The organism is Pseudomonas sp. rhizo66 (assembly GCF_031931925.1).
Lineage (GTDB): Bacteria > Pseudomonadota > Gammaproteobacteria > Pseudomonadales > Pseudomonadaceae > Aquipseudomonas.
Map to the genome: position 1 here is coordinate 132,682 of NZ_JAUJWZ010000012.1, position 23,026 is coordinate 155,707.

The 23,026-nt window shown below is 57.6% G+C and carries 20 protein-coding genes; 13 read left to right on the plus strand and 7 right to left on the minus strand.

All coding sequences use genetic code 11. The features are described 5' to 3' along the window. Positions 1 to 208: 208 nt before the first annotated feature. Positions 209 to 817, minus strand: coding sequence for a tRNA-(ms[2]io[6]A)-hydroxylase (locus QZR14_RS16070; RefSeq protein ID WP_311997084.1), 609 nt, complete (start codon positions 815 to 817; stop codon positions 209 to 211). 159 nt (positions 818 to 976) lie between these two features. Between QZR14_RS16070 and QZR14_RS16075 the strand changes: the two genes are divergently transcribed. Then, the gene (locus QZR14_RS16075) at positions 977 to 1,840 is read left to right on the plus strand and encodes a universal stress protein (protein ID WP_250606769.1); all 864 of its coding nucleotides are present in this window, start codon (positions 977 to 979) and stop codon (positions 1,838 to 1,840) included. Positions 1,841 to 1,927: 87 nt separating this feature from the next. Here the strand turns inward: QZR14_RS16075 and QZR14_RS16080 are convergent, their stop codons facing one another. After that, on the minus strand, positions 1,928 to 2,398 hold the full coding sequence (locus QZR14_RS16080; RefSeq protein ID WP_250606875.1) for a DUF1289 domain-containing protein: 471 nt from the start codon (positions 2,396 to 2,398) through the stop codon (positions 1,928 to 1,930). 468 nt (positions 2,399 to 2,866) lie between these two features. Between QZR14_RS16080 and acnB the strand changes: the two genes are divergently transcribed. Beyond that, a complete protein-coding gene (gene acnB, locus QZR14_RS16085) occupies positions 2,867 to 5,476 on the plus strand; it encodes a bifunctional aconitate hydratase 2/2-methylisocitrate dehydratase (protein WP_250606876.1) in 2,610 nt (869 codons plus the stop codon). Positions 5,477 to 5,778: 302 nt separating this feature from the next. Here acnB and QZR14_RS16090 read toward each other — a convergent pair whose 3' ends face one another. Both QZR14_RS16090 and QZR14_RS16095 read right to left on the minus strand, forming a co-directional pair. Further along, on the minus strand, positions 5,779 to 7,059 hold the full coding sequence (locus QZR14_RS16090; protein ID WP_250606771.1) for an HAAAP family serine/threonine permease: 1,281 nt from the start codon (positions 7,057 to 7,059) through the stop codon (positions 5,779 to 5,781). Positions 7,060 to 7,589: 530 nt separating this feature from the next. After that, on the minus strand, positions 7,590 to 7,784 hold the full coding sequence (locus QZR14_RS16095) for a hypothetical protein (protein ID WP_007911016.1): 195 nt from the start codon (positions 7,782 to 7,784) through the stop codon (positions 7,590 to 7,592). Between the two features lie 240 nt (positions 7,785 to 8,024). On the opposite strand from QZR14_RS16095, the gene QZR14_RS16100 reads away from it, so the two are divergent. The 6 genes from QZR14_RS16100 (at position 8,025) to QZR14_RS16125 (ending at position 13,014) form a co-directional block, all read left to right on the plus strand. Next, entirely contained in the window at positions 8,025 to 8,408 is a 384-nt protein-coding gene (locus QZR14_RS16100; RefSeq protein WP_250606773.1) for a tautomerase family protein, read from the plus strand. 465 nt (positions 8,409 to 8,873) lie between these two features. Beyond that, entirely contained in the window at positions 8,874 to 9,353 is a 480-nt protein-coding gene (locus QZR14_RS16105) for a DUF4822 domain-containing protein (RefSeq protein ID WP_250606774.1), read from the plus strand. A 14-nt stretch (positions 9,354 to 9,367) separates the two neighbouring features. Then, positions 9,368 to 9,796, plus strand: coding sequence for a hypothetical protein (locus QZR14_RS16110; protein ID WP_250606775.1), 429 nt, complete (start codon positions 9,368 to 9,370; stop codon positions 9,794 to 9,796). Between the two features lie 171 nt (positions 9,797 to 9,967). After that, entirely contained in the window at positions 9,968 to 10,936 is a 969-nt protein-coding gene (locus QZR14_RS16115; protein ID WP_311997085.1) for a 2-hydroxyacid dehydrogenase, read from the plus strand. Between the two features lie 220 nt (positions 10,937 to 11,156). Further along, positions 11,157 to 12,224, plus strand: coding sequence for a phosphotransferase family protein (locus QZR14_RS16120; protein ID WP_311997086.1), 1,068 nt, complete (start codon positions 11,157 to 11,159; stop codon positions 12,222 to 12,224). Between the two features lie 22 nt (positions 12,225 to 12,246). Then, a complete protein-coding gene (locus QZR14_RS16125; RefSeq protein WP_034152479.1) occupies positions 12,247 to 13,014 on the plus strand; it encodes an SDR family oxidoreductase in 768 nt (255 codons plus the stop codon). Between the two features lie 1,245 nt (positions 13,015 to 14,259). On the opposite strand, the gene QZR14_RS16130 is transcribed toward QZR14_RS16125, so the two are convergent. Continuing rightward, entirely contained in the window at positions 14,260 to 14,517 is a 258-nt protein-coding gene (locus tag QZR14_RS16130) for a DUF1652 domain-containing protein (protein WP_250606778.1), read from the minus strand. A 137-nt stretch (positions 14,518 to 14,654) separates the two neighbouring features. Next, positions 14,655 to 16,151 (minus strand): helix-turn-helix transcriptional regulator, encoded by a 1,497-nt coding sequence (locus QZR14_RS16135; protein ID WP_250606779.1) that lies wholly within the window; start codon positions 16,149 to 16,151, stop codon positions 14,655 to 14,657. 265 nt (positions 16,152 to 16,416) lie between these two features. Between QZR14_RS16135 and QZR14_RS16140 the strand changes: the two genes are divergently transcribed. From QZR14_RS16140 to QZR14_RS16155, 4 genes are all read left to right on the plus strand, one after another. Then, positions 16,417 to 16,608: a hypothetical protein gene (locus tag QZR14_RS16140; RefSeq protein WP_250606780.1), complete on the plus strand. Its 192-nt coding sequence runs from the start codon at positions 16,417 to 16,419 to the stop codon at positions 16,606 to 16,608. A gap of 154 nt (positions 16,609 to 16,762) precedes the next feature. Next, positions 16,763 to 19,054 carry a type VI secretion system Vgr family protein gene (gene tssI / locus QZR14_RS16145; RefSeq protein ID WP_311997087.1) on the plus strand — a complete coding sequence of 764 codons (2,292 nt, stop codon included), beginning with the start codon at positions 16,763 to 16,765 and terminating at the stop codon, positions 19,052 to 19,054. Continuing rightward, positions 19,051 to 20,601: a hypothetical protein gene (locus QZR14_RS16150; protein WP_311997088.1), complete on the plus strand. Its 1,551-nt coding sequence runs from the start codon at positions 19,051 to 19,053 to the stop codon at positions 20,599 to 20,601. The genes tssI and QZR14_RS16150 overlap by 4 nt, the downstream gene beginning before the upstream one ends. A 7-nt stretch (positions 20,602 to 20,608) precedes the next feature. Next, positions 20,609 to 21,550 (plus strand): PoNe immunity protein domain-containing protein, encoded by a 942-nt coding sequence (locus QZR14_RS16155; RefSeq protein ID WP_311997089.1) that lies wholly within the window; start codon positions 20,609 to 20,611, stop codon positions 21,548 to 21,550. A gap of 6 nt (positions 21,551 to 21,556) precedes the next feature. Here the strand turns inward: QZR14_RS16155 and QZR14_RS16160 are convergent, their stop codons facing one another. After that, on the minus strand, positions 21,557 to 22,003 hold the full coding sequence (locus tag QZR14_RS16160) for an NUDIX hydrolase (RefSeq protein WP_250606784.1): 447 nt from the start codon (positions 22,001 to 22,003) through the stop codon (positions 21,557 to 21,559). Between the two features lie 437 nt (positions 22,004 to 22,440). On the opposite strand from QZR14_RS16160, the gene QZR14_RS16165 reads away from it, so the two are divergent. Next, entirely contained in the window at positions 22,441 to 22,869 is a 429-nt protein-coding gene (locus QZR14_RS16165; protein ID WP_250606785.1) for a nuclear transport factor 2 family protein, read from the plus strand. The last annotated feature ends 157 nt before the right edge of the window (positions 22,870 to 23,026 follow it).

The window sequence follows — 23,026 nt, forward strand, 5'->3', positions numbered from 1 at the left end:
TTATGGCGGCTTTCGTGGCGCAGGCGTTTGTTCCAGGCAGCAAAAACCGGCCGCTGGGGCCGGTTTTCGGTGATGTTTCATACTCTTAAGAGTTTTTAACATTCATGCACTGATCGCTATATCTGTAGGAGCTGCCGAAGGCTGCGATCTTTTGATCCGGCTTTTTCAAGAGCAAAAGATCGCAGCCTTCGGCAGCTCCTACACGGAGTCATGCGGTGACAGGCACACCGCTGTGGAAGCGGAATTCTTCATCCGGCGACTCGATCAGCTCCTGCTCGGCGGCGCGGACTTTTTCGATGACCTGAGCAATATCCTTCGCATCGCCGTACTGATAGGCCAATTTCAGATACCCCTGAAAATGCCGCGCCTCGCTTTTCAGCAGGCCAAAGTAGAACTTGCCGAGTTCTTCGTCCAGATGCGGCACCAGCGCCTCGAAACGTTCGCAACTGCGCGCTTCGATAAACGCGCCGACTACCAGGGTATCGACCAGTTTCACCGGCTCGTGGCTGCGCACGACCTTGCGCAAGCCCGAAGCGTAACGACCGGCGTGGAGCTGGCGCAGTTCGATCTTGCGCCGTTTCATGATGCGCATGACCTGCTCGTGGTGCACCAGTTCTTCCCGGGCCAGACGCGACATCATATTGATCAGATCGACGTGGGAATGGTACTTGGCAATCAGGCTCAGGGCGGTGCTGGCGGCCTTGAACTCGCAGTTCTTGTGATCGATCAGCAGGGTTTCCTGATCGGCCAGGGCAGCCTGAACCCAGGCGTCGGGGGTGCGGCAGCCAAGGAATTCGTGGATTTCGGGAAGGATCATGGGGCTCACGGTAAAAGGTGTTCGAGCGAAGGCCGCCGATTATACCGGCCTGTCCGCAGACCACCAGCGGCTGGCGTTGATATGCATCAAGTCGCGCACGATCGAGCAGCAACTATAGTTGTGCAACGCCGTGCCTTTTCTTTGCTGGAGACTCCGCTCATGCAAGCCATTCGCAGCATTCTGGTGGTCATCAACCCCGAACATTCGGAAAGCCTGGCGCTCAAGCGCGCCAAGTTGATTGCTGGCGTGACCCAGGCCCATCTACACCTGCTGGTGTGCGACAAGAAGCACGACCACGCCGCCATGCTCAGTGTGCTCAAAGCCGCGCTGCTGGCCGACGGCTACAGCGTGACCACCGAACAGGCGTGGAACGAAAGCCTGCACGAAACCATCATCGATGTGCAGCAGGCCGAGGGTTGCGGGCTGGTGATCAAGCAGCACTACCCGGACAGTTCACTGAAAAAAGCCCTGCTGACCCCGGCGGACTGGAAGCTCCTGCGTCACTGCCCTACCCCGGTGCTGCTGGTGAAAACCAGTACGCCTTGGAAGGATCGAGTGATTCTGGCGGCCGTCGATGTGGGTAATGCCGATGGCGAACACCGGCATTTGCACACGACGATCATTGATCATGGCTTCGACATTGCCAGCCTGGCCAAGGCGCATCTGCACGTGATCAGCGCCCATCCGTCGCCGATGCTGTCGGCGGCCGACCCGACGCTGCAACTGAGCGAAACCATCGAAGCGCGCTATCGCGAACAATGTCGGGCGTTTCAGGCGGAATTCGATGTCGATGATGAGCATCTGCACATTGAAGAAGGCCCGGCGGATGTGTTGATTCCGTTCATGGCGCACAAGCTGCAGGCAGCGGTGACCGTGATTGGCAGCGTGGCGCGCACCGGGTTGTCAGGGGCGCTGATCGGCAATACCGCGGAAGTGATTCTGGATGCGCTGGAGAGCGATGTACTGGTGCTCAAGCCGCAGGAGGTTGAGGATCATCTGGTGGAGCTGGCGGTGAAGCATTAAGCGCAAAAGATCGCAGCCTTCGGCAGCTCCTACATGAGAATGCGTTCTACCTGTAGGAGCTGCCGAAGGCTGCGATCTTTTGCTTTTTCAGGCGCCGAAGGCGTCTTTGAGGAATCCGGGGGCGATGTAGCGCTGATAGTGCGCTTCCGACAGCAGGAAAAATTCCCGATCAATGGCATCGCGCAGTTCCGGCAGATTCCAGTCGCGAAACTCCGGCAGCAATACCATCCCGTAGGCTTCCAGATTAATGATCACCCGCGCCCCACGGGCAATCAGCTGATAAGCCCAGCAATATTCCGACTGATGCGGCACGAAGCGGATCTTGCGCTGCTCCAGCTGTTCGCGCAGGCGCGCCGGATCGAAAATCTCGACCTTGGCCGCCATCACTTGTGACAGCAATTGCTCCAGACGCAACCACACCGCACGCTTTTCCTCCTCGTTGTAGCCATTCCAGTGGATCACTTCGTGGTGGAAACGCTTGCAGCCACGGCACACCAGATCACCGTAAACAGTGGAGCAGAGGCCGACACAGGGGGTCTTGATGGTCTGATTGGGCATAAGATAGGCAAAACACTGAAACGCGGAACAGGTCAGCATGTTAGCCCTTTGTCGGGCATTGATCACCCCTCAAACATCAGGGTCTCAGTCGCGCGCGGCGTTTGGCACGGGCACGCGCATTGCCACGAAAGTCCAATAGAGCGCGACTTACCTTTAAATTTTTTTTGCCGTAGAATCAGCCAGCCTTTTAAGGCGCCAATGTCCGTTAGAAGCTGTTTTCAAAGCGTCACGAGCACAGTCGTTCCTTCAGAGCGGTGTTGGCGAAGGGTTTTTCCAGCGGGGAAAAGCCCAACGCCAACCCTCATCAGCTCCCCGTTCTGCAGGCGTAAAACTTTGAAAGCAGCTTCTGTAAGGAATTGCCGGTAATTCTGGCCAAACGACCCACAACGTCGTGAGGTGCATGAGTACGGCAATTTCGGGATGAGCGTCCCGGACACCCATTTGGGACCACTGATGAGGGTAATAACTGTGCTTGAAGCCTACCGCAAACATATCGAAGAGCGTGCAGCCCTGGGTATCGTTCCCCAGCCGCTTAACGCCGAACAAACAGCAGGCCTGGTCGAGCTGCTGAAAAACCCTCCGGCTGGCGAAGAAGAATTTCTCGTTGACCTGATCACCAATCGCATTCCACCAGGCGTGGACGAAGCGGCCTATGTCAAAGCCGGCTTCCTGTCTGCACTGGCCAAGGGCGAAGTTTCCTCCCCTCTGCTGGACAAAAAGCGCGCTGTAGAACTGCTCGGCACCATGCAGGGCGGCTACAACATCGTCACTCTGGTTGACCTGCTGGACGACGCCGAACTGGCGCCAGTCGCTGCCGCGCAACTCAAGCACACTCTGCTGATGTTCGATGCGTTCCACGACGTCGCGGAAAAAGCCAAGAACGGTAACGTTCACGCGAAAGAAGTGCTGCAATCCTGGGCTGACGGCGAGTGGTTCAAAAACCGTCCGACCCTGGCCGACAAGATCAGCCTGCGCGTGTTCAAGGTCACCGGCGAAACCAACACCGACGACCTGTCCCCTGCTCCAGATGCCTGGTCGCGTCCAGACATCCCGCTGCACGCCCTGGCCATGCTGAAAATGGCTCGCGACGGCATCGTTCCTGATCAACAGGGCGCCATCGGCCCTATGAAGCAGATCGAAGAAATGCGCGGTCAAGGCTTCCCTATCGCCTACGTCGGTGACGTGGTCGGTACCGGTTCCTCGCGTAAATCGGCAACCAACTCGGTGCTGTGGTTCTTCGGCGACGACGTTCCTTACGTACCGAACAAGCGCGCTGGCGGTTTCTGCTTCGGCAGCAAAATCGCTCCGATCTTCTACAACACCATGGAAGATGCCGGCGCACTGCCAATCGAGTTCGACGTTTCCAACATGAACATGGGCGACGTGATCGACCTGTACCCGCATGCTGGCAAAGTCTGCAAACACGGCACCGACGAAGTCCTGACCACCTTCGAAATGAAGACTCCGGTCCTGTTGGACGAAGTTCGTGCTGGCGGCCGTATTCCGCTGATCATCGGCCGCGGCCTGACCGAGAAGGCTCGCGCCGAACTGGGTCTGCCACCGTTCGATCTGTTCAAGAAGCCGGAAGCCCCGGCTGAAAGCACCAAGGGTTTCACCCTGGCGCAGAAAATGGTCGGCAAGGCTTGCGGTCTGGCAGAAGGCAAAGGCGTTCGTCCTGGCACCTACTGCGAACCGAAGATGACCACCGTAGGTTCTCAGGACACCACCGGTCCAATGACCCGTGACGAACTGAAAGACCTGGCGTGCCTGGGCTTCTCCGCTGATCTGGTAATGCAGTCGTTCTGCCACACCGCGGCGTATCCAAAGCCGATCGACGTGACCACCCACCACACCCTGCCTGACTTCATCATGACCCGCGGCGGCGTTTCCCTGCGTCCGGGCGACGGCATCATCCACTCGTGGCTGAACCGCATGCTGCTGCCAGACACCGTCGGTACCGGTGGTGACTCGCACACCCGCTTCCCGATGGGCATTTCGTTCCCGGCCGGTTCCGGTCTGGTCGCGTTCGCCGCAGCCACCGGCGTTATGCCGCTGGACATGCCGGAATCGATCCTGGTGCGCTTCAAAGGCAAAATGAAACCTGGCATCACCCTGCGTGACCTGGTTCATGCCATTCCTTACTTCGCTATCCAGAACGGTCTGCTGACCGTCGAGAAGAAAGGCAAGAAAAACGCCTTCTCCGGCCGCATCCTGGAAATCGAAGGTCTGGAAGGTCTGACCCTGGAGCAGGCGTTCGAACTGTCCGACGCCTCGGCCGAACGTTCGGCTGCCGGTTGCACCATCAAGCTGTCGAAAGAGTCGATCACCGAGTACCTGCAGTCCAACATCACCCTGCTGCGCTGGATGATCGGCGAAGGCTACGGCGATGCGCGTACTCTGGAACGTCGCGCCCAAGCGATGGAAGCCTGGATCGCCAACCCGGAACTGATGGAAGCCGATGCCGACGCCGAATACGCCGAAATCATCGAAATCGATCTGGCCGACATCAACGAGCCTGTGCTGTGTGCGCCGAACGATCCGGACGACGCCCGTCTGCTGTCCAGCGTTGCTGGCGAGAAGATCGACGAAGTGTTCATCGGTTCGTGCATGACCAACATCGGTCACTTCCGCGCTGCCGGTAAGCTGCTGGATCAGGTCAAGGGTCAGCTGCCAACCCGTCTGTGGCTGTCGCCGCCGACCAAAATGGACGCTCACCAACTGACCGAAGAAGGCTACTACGGCATCTACGGCAAAGCTGGCGCACGTATGGAAATGCCAGGCTGCTCGCTGTGCATGGGTAACCAGGCACGCGTTGAGCCGAACAGCACCGTGGTTTCCACTTCGACCCGTAACTTCCCGAACCGTCTGGGCGACGGCGCGAACGTCTACCTGGCTTCGGCCGAGCTGGCGTCCGTGGCTTCGATCCTGGGTCGCCTGCCGACCGTCGAGGAGTACATGGAATACGCTGGCAAGATCGACAGCATGGCGGCCGATATCTACCGCTACCTGTCCTTCGACCAGATCGCCGAGTTCCGTGAAGCTGCTGCGAACGCCAATATCCCGGTCGTTCAAGCCTAACGCTACAACGCAATGAAAAACGCCGCCCATCGTGAGATGTGCGGCGTTTTTTTATGCCTGCTGGAGCGTGGTTATCTGTTCGGGCCTCATCGCTGGCAAGCCAGCTCCCACAGGGGTTTATGGCGTTTTAAAGAGGATGAGTTTTACACATGACCCTGTGGGAGCTGGCTTGCCAGCGATGGCGGAGTGTCAGTCGACATCATTGCTGATGACTCACCGCTTTCGCGCTCAAGCTCGGCTCCCGGGCAAAAAAAACCGCTGTGCCTGGGCAGGCACAGCGGTTCTTATCGAGTGAATCCGCGTTACATCGCCAGCTTATAAACCAGTGCCGAAATCGCCACCAGACCTACCGCCGTAACAAACACGTTAGACGCCTGACCACGATAGCGTGCCATCGCCGGAACCTTGCGAATCGCATACATCGGCATCAGGAACAGAATTGCCGCGATCACCGGGCCACCGATGGTTTCGATCATGCCCAGAATGCTCGGATTCAGCGTCGCGATGACCCAGCAGATCACCAGCATGAACGCCGCCACGATGCGATCCAGCGCCTTGGCACCCGGACGCTTACCGCTTTTGATGATCAGACCTTTGAGACCTTCGCTCGCACCGATGTAGTGACCGAGGAACGACTTGGAGATCGCCACAAACGCAATCAACGGCGCTGCGAAAGCGATGGTCGGATTGCTGAAGTGGTTGGCCAGGTACGACAGGATCGACAGGTTCTGCGCCTTGGCCTCGGCCAGTTGTTCCGGCGAAAGGGTCAGCACGCAACTGAAGACGAAGAACAGCACCATCGCCACCATCAACAGGTGTGCGCGGGACAGGATCTGCGAGCTGCGCTCTTCAGCGTGGACGCCGTAACGACGCTTCTGATCCACCGCAAACGCCGAGATGATCGGCGAGTGATTGAACGAGAACACCATCACCGGAATCGCCAGCCACAGCGTGTGCAGCAACGCAGACGGTGCCGGCACGTGCGAAGCCGTGGCGAGAATGCCGCCGTTCCAGTGCGGAACCAGGTACACCGCGAGGAACAGCAATGCGACGATAAACGGATACACCATCAGGCTCATCGCTTTGACGATCGCCTGCTCACCGCAACGCACCACGGCCAGCAGACCGAGGATCAACACGAACGACAGCAGCGCACGCGGTGGCGGCGTGATGTGCAGTTGATGCTCGAGGAAACTGGCGACCGTGTTGGTCAGGCCGACGCTATAGATCAGCAGGATCGGGAAGATCGCGAAGAAGTACAGCAAGGTGATCAGCGCACCGGCCTTGATGCCGAAATGCTGCTCGACCACTTCAGTGATGTCGGCGCCTTCACGACCGGAAAGCACAAAGCGGGTCAGACCACGGTGCGCGTAGAACGTCATCGGGAACGCCAACAGCGCGAGGATCACCAGCGGCCAGAAGCCACCCAGCCCCGCGTTGATCGGCAAAAACAGGGTGCCGGCGCCGATGGCCGTCCCAAACAGTCCCAACATCCAGGTGGTGTCCTGGCGATTCCAGCTCGAAAGTTCAGCGGGTGCTGTTGCATCAAAGCGCTCTTCGACGCTATTGGCCTGATCATTCATCCGGTCGGATCTCCGCATTCCGGTCACTTGCCACTCGGTCAGGACGCGTCGGAAAAAACCGACAGACATGCTCCGGCCGAAACAGGGGCGCGATTCTCCGCGATAAATGAGCAGAAGCAAAGACTTAGCTGAGGAATGGTTGTGCGGAGCAGATCAGTAGGGTGTCGTTTTCGGGAAAATGGCTGTCGCGCAAAGACACGCCGAATGTCGTTTTTAGTATGACCGTGCGAGTTCAAGAACACATTTCAGACCGAATGAAGAACCAGCGTTCCGATTGTGATGACGACCAGCGCAAATATTGCCCCCATGGCGAACCTGAATAATTCAGAGCGAATCTCCGCAGGGGACAGACCTTTCGACTCTTCAGCGAACTCGGCGTCCTCTCGTCGAAGTCGTTCGACTCTGGCCTTGGGATCTTCTGTGTACATGTTTATTGTCCTTTGCGAAGTCACGAGATCAATCTGCTATGCAAACCGTTGTTGAGCATCCGATACGCCTGATCGCAAACCATGATGCTTGCAGCGTTTCATTCAAAGCTTGGTCAATATCCCGAATACAGCCGTAATCGCAGTCAGCAGTCCCGTGCCTACGGCTACCGGGTACCAGAACCCTTCTCGCTTGAGTTTGTTTTCCTCAGCCATAAGCTTGCGCCTCTCGACAATGAGCTTGCGGGATTCGTTTTGTAGTCTTTCGAGTTCCAGGTTTTCTCGATCATTCTGAAGCATGTGCCTTCCTTGGCGTTTAGCACTGAGTGCCCGGGCTGCTCTGTGCCCTCATGATTTCGCATTCATCAACTGCCCGATAGCGGATGGATCTGTCGAATTCGTAGGCAAAATCCGCCAGTCAGGTAGGCAGCCTCATACAGAGACCTTTCAGAAAACACCTCGCGATCAAGTACCCGTGCCTTTCAATTTGGCCCACATGATCTAGCGTGAGAGGAGTCCCCTGCCCTGCGGAGCCTTCCCATGCCATTGGTTCGCGTCGACATCAGACAAAACCCCGACCCCACCTTCGCCAAACGCATCGGTGAGCAGATCTACGCCGCCCTGCGCAGTTGTATCGATGTGCCCGAGCACGACAACTTTCAGATCCTCACCGAACACGATGGCCAGCACCTCGTCTACGATCCGCAATATCTGGGGATCCAGCGCAGCGACGGCGTGGTATTCATTCAGATCACCATCAGTGAGGGGCGCACGGTGGAGAAAAAGCAGTTGCTGTTCAAAACCATCGCGGAGAGCCTGCACACACAGTTGGCGATACGTCTGGAGGACGTGTTCATCAATCTGGTCGAGGTGAAAAAAGAAAACTGGTCATTCGGCAATGGCATTGCTCAGTACGTCACCTGACCCCGCAATTGGCAGCCAGCTACCTGCCGAGGCGATCATCAACAGTCACCATGCAACCCTCGGCGGCGCTTCGTACGGTTGATCGACAGCGCGCAGATGCGTTTCTAAAGAAAACTCCTTGAAATTAACGCAACTTCACCGACTGCGATTGCGTCAATCACGGATTTGTAACTTTATCCTCCGTCCTACAACTGCGTGTACTTATCTAATGCCACCTGCGCTATGAATTACAGAACACCCCCATAAAAAGCCCCTCATTTATCGATACTTCAGAATATTCCTACAGCCAAAAACACCTAATAAAACCACGACGAAATATTACTAAAACCCAAATGACAGCCATTTGTTACAAGCAACTACGCAGCCATTGAACAATCCTCTTTTTCAGGCCTATATTTTTCACGCCCTGAATAACGAAAGACCAATCGCAAACAACCTTCCATGTTTGATAAAAGAGGAAAAAGCATGCAAAAGCACAGAATGACCGGCCTGCTGTTGGCCGCACTGCTTTTTACCCCACTCGCCAGCGCCGATGTCCGCGAACTGGCGTCTTCGCCGCGATGGCTGACCACCAAGGTCTACATCGATGGTGCGCCTGAAACAGACGTGAAAGCGAAGTACCCCGGCGTTGTAGGGATATCAACCTGGGATCCCGAACGTAATCGATATGAGTTCTTTTACACCGATACAGGTGAATCAAAGTACAACAATGGTGGAGGCGGTTATTTCTTTGTCACCGGTGACCAGAAACAGCACATCCTGGTACCCGATATCGGCCCGACCAAAACAATTGTCAGACGCCTGGAAACATTGAACGACCGTGAATTTACTTACTCTCGGGAAGTCCCCCGCGACATGATCGACAGCAATCCTCCTGTGCGTATTCATGTTGTTCACGCGCCATATACCGGCACCGTAGAAACCCGATCAGCCATCAAACAATAAAACCAGGAGTTCACATGCAAAAGACCGTCAAAACCCTGCTGATCTCGACGTTGCTGGCTTCCTCGGTGTATTGCGCCGGAGTCAACGCGCAAGCCGCCAGTCAACCGGCCAAAAATACTGTCGCCACTGCCGACAACGCCATGATGCTGACCGTGTTTCTGAAACATGATCAGACACGTCCGTTGAGCGAACTCAAGGCTCAGCTCACGCAACAAGGCTTCTACAAGACCTTCCCCCCCGCCGGGGTCGAAGTGGTGAGCTGGAATATCATGATGGGCATTGGCCAAGTGGTGACCGTTCGCTTCCCCGCCTCGCGGTTGGCAGAAGTGAACCTCGCCCTGGAAAACACCGCTTGGGGCAGTTACCGCACCGAGTTTTATCCAACCTACGATTTCAAGCCGATTGCCCTGGCAGAACAAACCAAAGCCCAAGCGGCCCAATGATGCCGACAGCACACCGGATCACCGGTGTGCTGCCACCCCTTGCTTCTTGCCCGAAGCCGTCCAGAATCAAAGCACCACTGCGCGAATGACAACAATTGCCAAGCCGCTGCGGATTCAGCACTCTGAAACGATTTTCGCGACCCACCCGCCGACGACCACAGGAGCCGCGCAATGCCCGCAACCGTTCTGGTACTGGTTGAAACCATCAATGACTATTTGCCGATACTTGAACATCAGGGTTTTCACCTGATCCTCGCCCCCACACCCGCCGAACGTGCGCAAGCCATCGCCACTCACGGCAGCCGCATCGACGCGGTACTGACCCGCGGCCCTTTGGGCCTGACCGCCGATGAAATCGCCGCCCTGCCCGCGCTGAAAATCATCACGGTCATCGGCGCCGGTTACGAGCAGGTCGACCTGCAAGCCGCCAGTAACCGTGGCATTACTGTTACCAACGGCGCCGGGGTCAATGCCTCGTCGGTGGCCGACCACGCGATGGCGATGTTGCTGGCGCTGGTCCGGGATATCCCCCGTTGTGACGCCGCGGTACGCCGCGGTGAATGGCCGAAGATCATGCGCCCTTCGCTGGCCGGCAAGCGCCTGGGGATTCTCGGTCTCGGCGCCGTGGGCATGGCGATTGCCAAACGCGCCAACCTCGGCTTCGACATGGAGATCAGTTATCACAGCCGCCAGGTGCGCAACGATGCGCCTTACACGTTCTGCTCGACGCCGACCGAACTGGCGCGGGCCTCGGATTTCCTGATCATCGCCACGCCTGGCGGCATCGGTACGCAGCACCTGGTGACCCGCCCGGTGCTCGATGCGCTCGGGCCGAAGGGCTTTATCGTCAACATCGCACGTGCCAGTGTGATCGCCACGGCGGATCTGATCACAGCGCTTGAACAACGCAAAATTGCCGGCGCCGCACTGGATGTGTTCGACCACGAGCCGCAAGTGCCGGATGCACTGAAAACCCTGAGCAACGTGCTGCTGACGCCACACGTCGCCGGCCTGTCACCGGAAGCGACTCAAGGCACGGTGGAACTGGTGGGCAAAAATCTCATGGCGTTTTTTTCGGGCGAACCGGTACTGACGCCCATTGCGTTACCACCGAAGCTCAACAACCAGCGCGTGCACTGAAGCACGCCGAACCACTTGTGGAGCGCTCGCCTCAGCCTTCCCTTTTACCCATGGCACCTGCGCTAAAACCTGGTCAGCCGCGACTTTTCGCGCACATTCCCAAAGGTGATTATCGGGCAACACGCTAGCCTATAAGACCGACTCGCGCTTGTGGCAACCCAAGCTCGCCATTAGATTAGCCAATGATGTCTGGCCTCCAAAATAAGCAGAAGGGATAAGCATGGCGCTTACTGACCAGTCCACCCGTATCCGCTCTGGCGAAGAACTCGATGCCAGCCTGATCGATCCGTACCTCAAGGCGCACATTCCCGGCCTCAGCGGCACACCTGCGATCAGCCAGTTTCCCGGCGGTGCGTCGAACCTGACCTACCTGCTGGAATACCCGGAACAGGAATTCGTCCTGCGCCGTCCACCGTTCGGCCACAAGGCCAAATCCGCCCACGACATGGGCCGCGAATTCCGCATTCTCAATCAATTGCGCGACGGTTTCCCGTATTGCCCGAAAGCCTACGTGCATTGCACCGACGAATCGGTGATCGGCGCCGAGTTCTACGTGATGGAACGGGTCAAAGGGATCATCCTGCGCTCGGAGCTGCCGCCGGAACTGGGCCTCGACTCGGAAAAGACCGAAGCTCTGTGCAAAAGCTTTATCGACCGTTTCGTCGAACTGCACCGCGTCGACTACAACGCCTGCGGCCTCGGTGATCTGGGCAAACCGCAAGGCTACGTCGCCCGTCAGATCAAAGGCTGGAGCGAGCGCTACGAAAAAGCCCTGACCCCGGATGCGCCGCACTGGGAAGCGGTGAAAGCCTGGCTCAACGACAAGATGCCGGACGACCATCCGACCTCGAGCATCGTTCACAACGACTACCGCTTCGACAACGTCATCCTCGACCCGCACAACCCGATGCAGATCATCGGCGTGCTCGACTGGGAACTGACGACCCTCGGCGATCCATTGATGGACCTGGGCAACACCCTCGCCTACTGGATCGAAGCCGGTGACCCGGCGCCGGTGCAACTGATGCGCCGCCAGCCGAGCCACGCGCCGGGCATGCTCACCCGCCGTGAGTTCGTCGATTACTACGCCGAACGTTCGGGCATCCAGGTCGACAATTTCGACTTCTACTACACGTACGGCCTGTTCCGCCTGGCGGGCATCGTGCAGCAGATCTACTACCGCTTCTACCATGGTCAGACCCAGGACAAACGCTTCGCGCAGTTCATTCATATGAACAAACTGCTGGAGCAGATGAGCTTGCAGGTCATTGCGAAATCGAGCCTCTGACGGCCCACACCCAGGAACCCTTATGTCCAAGACTCAGTTGTTCGACCTCGACGGTAAAATTGCTTTCGTTTCCGGCGCCAGCCGTGGCATCGGAGAAGCCATCGCCAAACTGCTGGCCCAGCAAGGCGCCCATGTCATCGTTTCGAGCCGCAAGCTCGACGGCTGCCAGCACGTCGCCGACGCGATCATCGCCGCCGGCGGCAAAGCCACGGCCGTGGCCTGCCATATCGGTGAAATGGAGCAGATCAGCCAGGTCTTTGCCGGGATCAAGGAGCAGTTCGGCCGCCTCGACATTCTCGTCAACAACGCCGCGACCAATCCGCAATTCTGCAATGTGCTGGACACCGATCTGAGTGCGTTCCAGAAAACCGTCGACGTGAACATCCGTGGCTATTTCTTCATGTCGGTCGAAGCCGGCAAGCTGATGCGCGAAAACGGTGGTGGCAGCATCATCAACGTCGCGTCGATCAACGGCATTTCGCCGGGGATCTTCCAGGGCATCTACTCGGTGACCAAAGCGGCGGTGATCAACATGACCAAGGTCTTCGCCAAGGAATGCGCGCAATTCGGCATTCGCTGCAATGCCCTGCTTCCGGGGCTGACCGACACCAAGTTTGCCTCGGCACTGGTGAAGAACGATGCGATTCTCAAGCAAGCGCTGACGCAGATCCCGCTCAAACGCGTGGCCGATCCGAGCGAAATGGCCGGTGCGGTGTTGTACCTGGCGAGTGATGCTTCGAGCTACACCACCGGGGTTGCGCTGAATGTGGATGGTGGGTTCCTGTCCTGATCCGGATCTGAAATCGAACCTGCAGGAGCTGCCGAAGGCAGCGATCTTTTGATCTTGATCTGAGTAAATCAAAGTCAAAAGATCGCAGCCTTCGGCAGCTCCTAGGTGGGATTGGGGTTAACCAGGACTTTCGGTAATTGCCAGCTGAAAGGCACCGGCAGCAAACACAGCAGCAAACATCCCGCCCCCGCCAGCCACGCCGCCAAACGCAATCACCATCACCCCGGGCAAGTCGAGCTGACTGCGCATTGCCGCACGGCAAACACCACGCCGGCCACCAGCACAATCCACTCAACCCGGGACTGACGCCCCGCCGGCGCTATTGCGTGACGCAACGGGTGGTCGTGATGTGTCGAGTCACCTGCCCGTCGGCGTACACGTCACCGGCGACCTCAGTGTTTTCGAGCACCTGACACGTACGCTCCGGCAGTGGCGGCGGCGCTGCCGGCGGAGGGGGTGGCGGACTGGCACAACCCGCCAACAACACTGCAAAAAAAGCCAACGACAACACGCGTTTCCCAAGATTGTTCATAGGACGACCCGCGATGAATGGAAGAGCCACTCCCGCGACCGAACCGACCACGGAAGACCTGACCACTCATTCTTTATAGCCGAGCCCCCCGCAAGCGCCAGTGAATCGGCCGGATCAGGAGAAAGTGGCTGTCGATTTTGCGTTGGGATTCGAAAAGATTGGCAGATTGGAATGCGCTCTGCCCGACAAGACCTCATCGCTGGTCCGATCGAGACTGGTCGGCTGTCAGGCCGCCTTCGCGAGCAGGCTCGCTCCCACCGAAAAGCCAAAGCACAACAGCGCACACCGCACAGCGCCCACCGCACATCGCTTCCGCTCCTCACCACTCAACAGGATGAGCGTTAGCTCGGCTGCAGCTCTTGATCTTGATTCACCGGCCGCGTCGGCAGGCTGAGTGGAGGGATTGATCCGGGGGTGGGAGCGCAGCGACCGTTTGGCGCAGCCAAACACAGCGAGAGGAGGTGCAGCGAAGCAAACCGTAGGCGCTGCCCCCGGATCGATCCCGGAGCGAAGGAACCCCGAGCCCCAGCGAGCGGGCCGAACGTTGCGGCAAGCCTTTTTGGGTACTTTTTCGGCGTCTGGAAAAAGTGCCTCGCCGTAAGGGCGAAACCGCCAGCCGCAACCCCGAAAGAAACGGATATACACCCAAAACCCCAAGAGCATGGTCGGCCCAAAGGCCGCCAAGCCCAACCCCAACCCCAACCCCAAAAGGCCTAAGCCAAATCCGGGTCCCGAGAAGAACGCAACGTGTTGCTCTCAAGCTCATACCGCAATTCTTCAATCAAAGCATCCACCGACTCCGGCGTCCGCAGCGCATTAAGTTTCAGCCCACTGATGACCAGATCCACCTGCCCCGAAACCGGGTGAAAAAGCTTCACGGTCAGCGAATGATCGCCATCCACCAGACACTCACACGCCAGCGGCGAAAAACTGCGTTCAAGCTGCGTGCGCAACTGCGCAACATTCATCATCAGACTGTTCCTATAACGACTGCAAAGGGCCGCGATCCCGAGCCAGAAAAAAACTCGTATCGCACCCCGCCAGACTAAGAACAGCCGTCGACCGCCAACACCTCAATTTGCACCTGCTGAACTAGTGCATTTGCACCTCAGCGCTGGCCCTTGGCGCCCCGCTCCCCGGAAAACAATCCACGCTCGCGCGCCCAGACAATCGCCTCACTGCGGCTGTGCACATCAAGCTTGGAATACACCGTGGCGACATGATTGCGCACCGTGTTCGGCGCCAGTTTCAGCCGCGCAGCGATCTCCTTGTCCGCCAGTCCTTCACAGATCAACCCCAGCACATCACGCTCACGCGCCGTCAGATCGGTGAACGAAACGCTGGGCAGTTGCGGCGAATTGACCTTCTTCACATTGGCCAGTTTCTCGATCAGCGTGCGGCTGAACCACGACGCATCTTTCATCACCTCTTCAATCGCCGCCACCAATTCCAGCTCGGTACGCTTGCGCTCGGTAATGTCCATCAGCACCAGCAAATAACACAGTGTGTCCTGAATATTCACGGTGTCAGCGGACAGCGCGCACTCGAGCAGATCCGCATCCTTCTTGCGCACCCGCACATCGACCCGATCCACCCGGCCGTTTTTCGCCAGCGCCGCCAGCAACCGCGTGCACGCAACGCTGTCGTCGATAAAGTCCAGCTGCGTCACGGTTTTGCCGAGCACGTCTTCGCTGTCATAGGCCAGGGTTTCGAGGAACGCCTGATTGACGTCGATCACCTGCTGCTCGTCGGCACTGCAAATCAGGATCGGCACCGGCGTCAGGCGAAACGCCTTGGCAAAACGCTCCTCACTCTGCCGCAACGCCACCTCGGCCTTGTGCCGCATCTCCATGTCGACGAAAGAAAACAACATGCAATCTTCATCGTTGAGCGTCAGCGGCTGACCGGCCACGATCACCTGCTTGCTGCTGCCATCGGGCAGGCGCAGCTCGGCCTGCATCTGCGGAATGGTCGCGACGTCGCGCAGGCGCTGAATAGCCAGATCCCGGTGTTCGGCCTGCTCGAAAATGTCGATTTCATAAGAGGACGTGCCAATCACCTGTTCACGGGTGTACCCGGTCATTTCCAGAAACCCCGGATTGACCTTGATGTAACGCAGATCACTAAGGCGGCAGATCACCGCCGGTGCGGGGTTGGCGTTGAAGGTCCTTTCGAAGCGCTGCTCGGCGTTGGCCCAATCGGTGACGTCGCTCATGATCAGCACCAGCGACTCGGGCTGCCCTTCGCGGTCCGTGAGAATCATGCTGCGCACGCTGTGCACCCAGATACGTTCCGGGTCGTCAGTCGGCGACACTTCAATCAGCACGTCATTGAAACTCTCACAGCGCGCTACCCGGCTGATCGGGTAGTTTTCGGCGGTGATCGAATGATTATTGCGATAGCGCAGGTTGAACTTCTTGGCGTATTCGTCGGCATTGTGGCCCAGATCGGTGATCCGCTTGACACCGTGCATGGCCAGCGCGGCTTCGTTGGCCCATAGAATGCTCTGATCCAGCTCTAGCAGAATCACCCCGTCGGACAGCCCGGCGATGATCTGCTGCAACTGGCGGCGGTTGGTTTCGGTGGTCAGGACTTCCTGGCTCATTGGATCTCCACAAGTGATACGCCCATTCGAAGAGTACGACCGCAGCCGATCGTGATCGTGCAGCGCCATTCGCACACAATACTCCCCGCTCCAGGAGAGGCCGAAGGCTGCGATTTTTTGATCTTGATCTTTAACAGATCGCAGCCTTCGACAGCTCCGACACGGACGTAGACATTCGCGCAGCCGGCGTTCGTCGACTAACGTTAATACCTCATCGGATTGAGCCCCTGCCCGCAACACTTGGCTCTTGATCAAGGAGAGACTGATGACGTCGCGTCGCAACATCGAACAGACCTACCGCAACTGGTCCAGCCCGATTCTGCTAGAGCTGAAAAAACGTGAACACCAAATGGCGCCGGTCGAGCGTCAGGCGCTGGAGAATGTTCTGGTGGAACGAAGGTTGCTCGACACTGGCAACCCGGATGGCATTGAGCGGCGCCGTAATAGCGGTGACTGACGCTCGGTCCCATCGGCTTGAGGCGGCTCACTGAGTGTGTACGCCGTCCATTCAGTGGAATGGTAATAGCCGATTTATGGCACGTTCGGACGCTTGATCGGCTTTTTGGATTGTTGCAACATCGGCACAGCTTTTCCAATGGATGGAGTCGAGCATGCTGGATGCAAACGCTAGCCACATTACCTTCACTGTTGGAGGCGCCAACGCCGACCTGCAAGTCCTCAGCTTCACCGGTCGCGAAGCCCTCAACGAACCGTTCCGTTTCGACCTCGAACTCGTCAGCGCCCGCCCCGACCTCAAACTCGAAGAGCTGCTGCACAAACCCGGCGTCCTGACCTTCGGCCCGACCGGCGAAGGCAAGATCCACGGCTTGGTGTATCGCATCGAGCAAGGCGACTCCGGCAAGACCCTGACCCGTTACAGCCTCAGCCTGGTGCCACAACTGGCCTACCTGCTGCACAACCACGATCAGCAGATTTTCCAGCAACTGACCGTGCCGAAGATCATCGCTCAGGTCCTTGAAGATCGCGGCATCCTCGCCGACGCCTACAACTTCCAGCTCGGTGCCGAATACCCGCAGCGCGAATACTGCGTGCAGTACGACGAATCCGACCTGCATTTCATCCAGCGCCTGTGCGAAGAGGAAGGCATTCACTTCCACTTCCAGCACAGCAGCAGCGGCCACAAACTGGTGTTCGGCGACGACCAGACCGTGTTCCGCAAACTGAAACCGGTGAGCTACCAGCAAGACTCCGGCATGGCCGCCGACAAACCGGTGATCAAGCGCTTCAACCTGCGCCTGGAAACCCGTACCACCCGCGTCAGCCGCCGCGATTACGACTTCGAAAAACCGAAGATCCTCCCCGAAGGCACCGCGAAAAGCACCTTTGCCCCGGACCTCGAGGACTACGACTACCCCGGCCGTTTCACCACCCGCGAGCGCGGCAAGTTCCTCTCCACCCGCGCCCTCGAACGCCATCGCAGCGACTACAAACTCGCCGAAGGCAAAGGTGACGAACCGACCCTCACCAGCGGCCATTTCCTCACGCTGGCCGAACACCCGCGCGCCGAATGGAACGACCTGTGGCTGCTGCTGGAAGTCTTCCACGAAGGCAAACAACCGCAAGTGCTCGGCGAAAACGTCACCAGCGACGTCACCGACAACAAAAGCGATTTCCACCAGGGCTACCGCAACAGCTTCCTCGCCACCCCGTGGGACGCGCACTACCGCCCTGCCCTTGAACACCCGAAACCAAAAGTCCTCGGCAGCCAGACCGCCGTCGTCACCGGCCCCGCAGGCGAAGAGATTCACTGCGACCAATACGGCCGCATCAAGGTGCAATTCCACTGGGATCGCGACGGTCAGTCCAACGACAAAACCACCTGCTGGATGCGCGTCGCCAGCGGCTGGGCCGGCGCGGCGTACGGCGGCATCGCCATCCCGCGCATCGGCATGGAAGTCCTCGTCACCTTCCTCGAAGGCGACCCCGATCAGCCACTGGTCACCGGTTGCCTGTACCACAAGGAAAACGTCGTCCCCTACGACCTGCCGGCAAACAAAACCCGCAGCACCTTCAAAACCCTGAGTTCACCGGGCGGCAAGGGCTACAACGAGTTCCGCATTGAGGACAAGAAAGGTGTAGAGCAGATCTACATCCATGCCCAGCGCGATTGGGACGAGAACATTGAGCACGACCAGAAGATTCGCGTCGGTAACGAACGGCATGACACCGTTGAAGCCAATACACTGAGTGAGTTCAAGGTTGAAGAGCACCGGATTACGCATCTGGATCGTAAAAGCGAAATCCGCGCGGATGATCACCTGACGGTTGGCGTGACTCGACACCTGAAAGTCGGCACCGCACAGTTTGTCGAGGCCGGCAGCGAGATCCATTACTACGCCGGTGACAGAGTCGTCGCCGAGGGTGGCATGGAACTCACGGCCAAGGCTGGCGGGAGTTTCGTCAAGGTCGACGCCGGCGGCGTGACCATCAGCGGTGCCGAAGTGAAGGTCAACACTGGCGGCGCGCCGGGCGTGGGGACCGGCATCGCCATTCTTGCTCCGCTGATTCCCGGACTGGCCGCGACTGACACGGCCGGCAACTTGATGGAACGGGCCAAAACCAATCCCACCTGGCTTGAACTGAACCTGCACTACGACAATCTCGAACCCGTACCCGGCGCGTCTTATCGCGTTGAATTCGCCGATGGCTCGACTCGCGAAGGTGTGCTCGACAGCGACGGATTCGCCCGGCTGGAGGACGTGCCAAAAGGCCCCGCGAAAGTCTATTACGGTGAAGACCCACGTCCCTATGAGCGTCCGGCTGTGGCCGTGGTTGACGCTTCTGACGACAAAATTGACGAGGATCTGCGAAAACTGGGTTTCGACCCCGCCACCGTTGATCTACAGGCATTGGTCGAAAAAGCCGCAGGGAGGCTGGCATGAGCGCACAAACAAGCAGCAACGACGACCGCACCGGGGCTTATCAGGAAGCGGCTATCGAACTGGGCAAAGGCATCGCGATGGGTGCGGTGCCGTTTCTGGGCCAGGCCATTGACGTGTACGACACCATTGAATCCGCCGTTCTGCTGTACAAATCGGACACGCCCGGAGCCAAGGAAGATGCCCAGTTCGATTTGCTACTGGCAGTGATCGGCTGGATACCCGGCGCGGGTGACGGCTTGAAAAAAAGCATGCGTATCGTCAACCGCAACCCTCAACGATTCGCCCCGGTGTTGTTCGATCTGCTGCGGTTCGTCTTGCAGGAATGCGGCATCAAGACCAGTCCGGAAGAACTCCTGTCACGGATTTTCAACGCCGGCAAACTGCGCGCGGAAATGGACGACATTATTTCCGCAATCAGGAGTTCCTCTGTTTATAAGGGCTCGCCGGGTTGGGTTCAAACCGCCGTGGTGACCGTACTCGCTACCGCCCGAGACAACATGCCGGCGATGCTTGGCATCGTTGAAAAACGCCTGATCAAATGGAAAGGCATGCAGCGCAACAGCTCCGCCGCCGCCTCCGGCTCCAGTCACCCACGACGCGGGGAAAAACCCGCCAACCGCGATTCCACCGTCGGCACCCAAGGCAAGGACGGCGCCAGCGGCACCCATTCCAACCGTGTCGAATCCTCCAGGGTCGGCGTTCAGGCGCCTTCGAGCATTTTGAATGAAGGCCTGGGCGTCAGCGGCGAACATATCGCCGATTACATCTGCGCAGTCGAGTTCGGCTGGGGCAAGGATTGGGATGGACATGACAAGGGGGCCGATGGCAAATGGCTGGAGGGGCTGCCGAGTGCCACGAAAAAAGGAAAACTGTCGAAAGGTGGAAGTCCGAAAGCCAGGCATGTTCTCTACAAACTCACAGACGGAGCCAATGGTACGGGGATTGATTCCGTCTGGCGCGCAGACCCGGCCAATAATCAGGGGAAGACATTCGCAATTGTTGAAGCGAAAGCAAGTCGTGATGAGGATGGCCCCAAGTTCATGCGTAAACCGAACAATACTCGTACTCCCGGCATCTCCTCAAAGCTTGGCGCAACCGGACTGCCCGACACGGATACACTGCTTGAACCGCAAGATCCGGTACAGGCTGCTCCCGCCGAAAAAAGCAGAGGTAAACGGGCTAAAACGAAACAACCGACCCCCTCGGCAGATAAGAAAGCCAAACCAACAGCCGCGAGAAGTACGGAAATTCTTGTTCAAATGAGCAAGGAGTGGATCCAGAAAAACATTGGAAACGCCGTTCCGTTGCGACTGGTAGATCAAGTCTCTGCCTCATATAGTCGTCATCTTTTTTATGCGCCGCTCTTCCATCCGAAATGGGGTCCTAAAGAACATGCGGAAGCTCGTCTGAAGAACAGTGATGAGCAAACCCATAGAAACCACTCGGCATTTCATTACAAGGACTCGGAAGTAAAAGCTTTTGTAAACAAGCGCAAAAAATCTCTTGCCGCGAAATACGGGGCGCAACCTTCCTTGAATCTTGAGTAGAGCGGCCATGAAGAAAAGACAAAAACTCCTTAGCGACGCTCAATATGTGGAGTTTCTCGCCTACAGCGTTGACACCGAGGAATTCTGGAGAAACAACACCTTTGAATCTGACTCCCCGGAACAGGAAGCCTCTCTGCGGGCGAATCACTTCAAGACAGTTGCGTTAAAAAAGCTGCTGATCTCCTACACCGCCGGCGTCGATATTCCAGAGTTAGAACCCCTGCTTGAAGACCTGATTTCAAAATATGAAGTACGTCAGCAAAAACTGGCAGCGTTCGAACAGATCGCGAACATCTCTCCACTGGCTATCGACAGCTGGCTTGACGAATATGAGGAATGCGTCCAAGTAATAAGTTTGTGTGTCCTGCTCCACCGCACTGATCTTCTGAAGCGGTTCACAAGCTTGTTGGACAATGCCGGCTTCAAGGGAGAGGACGCACTTTACGAAGATCTTCTCTGCAAAGTTTTGCCTGATCGAGACGATGTTGATGAGTGGTTTCACGATGTCTACACGCCGTTGTTACAGGCGATTTACGCAGACGAAAAAGAAGAAGCTTCCGAGCTGCTACTGACCTATTGCAAACAATGGTATCCCGCATTCCGGCATGCGCCTTGGCACGACGCTCATCTACAGGGAGAGGACGGGAACTACGTGGGCTACTGGGCGTTTGAAGCTGGCGCCGTCGCATTTTTGTATGGCATCGATGATCACGCCGTCGACCATATGGTTTACCCGAAAGATCTGGTCGACTACGCGAGAAATCATCAAAGCCCACGAATGACACAAGTCGGCCGAATCGTTGCCGGCGATGCATGCAGCCGAACCGGCTATTGGTTCACGCCCGCTCAGGCGAACTCCCGTCGTCATTTCCAACAGGGTGAACTCATGCCGAAGATCAATGACTCCCGCTGGGGTGACACACTTTGGTATTGGTCGGGGGAAGCGTGAGTAGATTCAGCTGAGCAATCCGGCGCTTTTCAGCAGTTCGTGCAAGCCTTTCGGCACCAGGGGCGCCTGCTCGCTGAAGCTTGAGCTGTCATGCCAACGCGCGGTGAAGGGCGCGCCGTCGCTTTCATGGCCATCGATCTGTGCGTGGTCGTAGACGCCCGGATCGATAAACGTCGCGTCGTATACCTGGACAATTTCGTGTCCCGGTTTGCCGTTGTAAACGAAAAGACTTTCGAGTGTGCCGAGCAGACGCATGTCCGTCATGGACAACCCCAACTCCTCCTGCACTTCACGCACGATGGTTTCGGCGCTCGTCTCGCCGAATTCGATGCCGCCGCCGACGGGCCGAAAGCAGGTTTGCTGGCTGACCGGGTCGCGAAATTCGTTAACCAGAATTTTGCCGTTGTGATGAAAAACGCAAAGTGCGAGCGCGCGAATGCGGTGTTCGGCCATGACTGAAGTCCATTTACAGGTGTGGGGCGCGGCATTTAAACATGCTTTGCGCGACACACCCGTGGACGTCACTGGAAAAGGGTCGCTTCAGACCGGAGAAATCGTTGCGAGCAGGCCGATCAGAATGGTCAGTGTCAGAAAGCCACCCAGAAAAAACGCCATCTTGTTCATGTTGCTCTCCTCAATGCTGAGCTTGCGGTGCACTGGGCGCTTCGGGATGAAGAACTGCCGCGAGTGCCGAACCGTGGGGCTATTTTGAGCAGATGACTGAGCCGGTAACAGAGGCAGATCCAGTGAAATAATGCGGATCAGATGCGCATCTGATCCGCATGGGCCATGGCCCGGTATTCAGATCGCGGCACGAGGGTTCAATTTCGGCGTGGTTGATCTAGCGTCATTGCCGTCGCGACAACAACAAGAAAAATCCTGGAGTGAACATGACCGACCTGAACCTGCAACCCAACGTCGCCGCATCGCTGGGCAAATGGCACGAAATGATCCGCACCGGCAACCTCAGCGCCCTGCCCGGCCTGCTCGACCCGCAAGCCGTGTTCCGCTCGCCGATGGCCCACACGCCTTATCCGGGCGCACCAGTGGTGTCGATGATTCTCAACACGGTGTTCGAGGTGTTTGAGGATTTCCGCTATCACCGTGAACTGGCGACTGCCGATGGCTTGAATGTGATTCTGGAGTTCAGCGCCAGGGTGGGTTCGAAGGAGTTGAAGGGGATCGACATGATTCGCTTTGATGAGAACGGGAAGATTGTCGAGTTTGAAGTGATGGTGCGGCCACTCAGTGGTCTGCAGGCCTTGGGCGAAGAGATGGGTCGGCGGCTGGGGGCTTATCTGGCCAAGGCCAAATCCTGAGCACATGAAAGCCCTGTAGGAGCTGCCGCAGGCTGCGATCTTTTGATCTCGATCTTTCAAAAGCAAGATCAAAAGATCGCAGCCTCGTTTCACTCGACAGCTCCTACAAAACGCTTTGCCAGAAAAAAGCCCACTGACCGTCGCCGGTTCAGTGGGC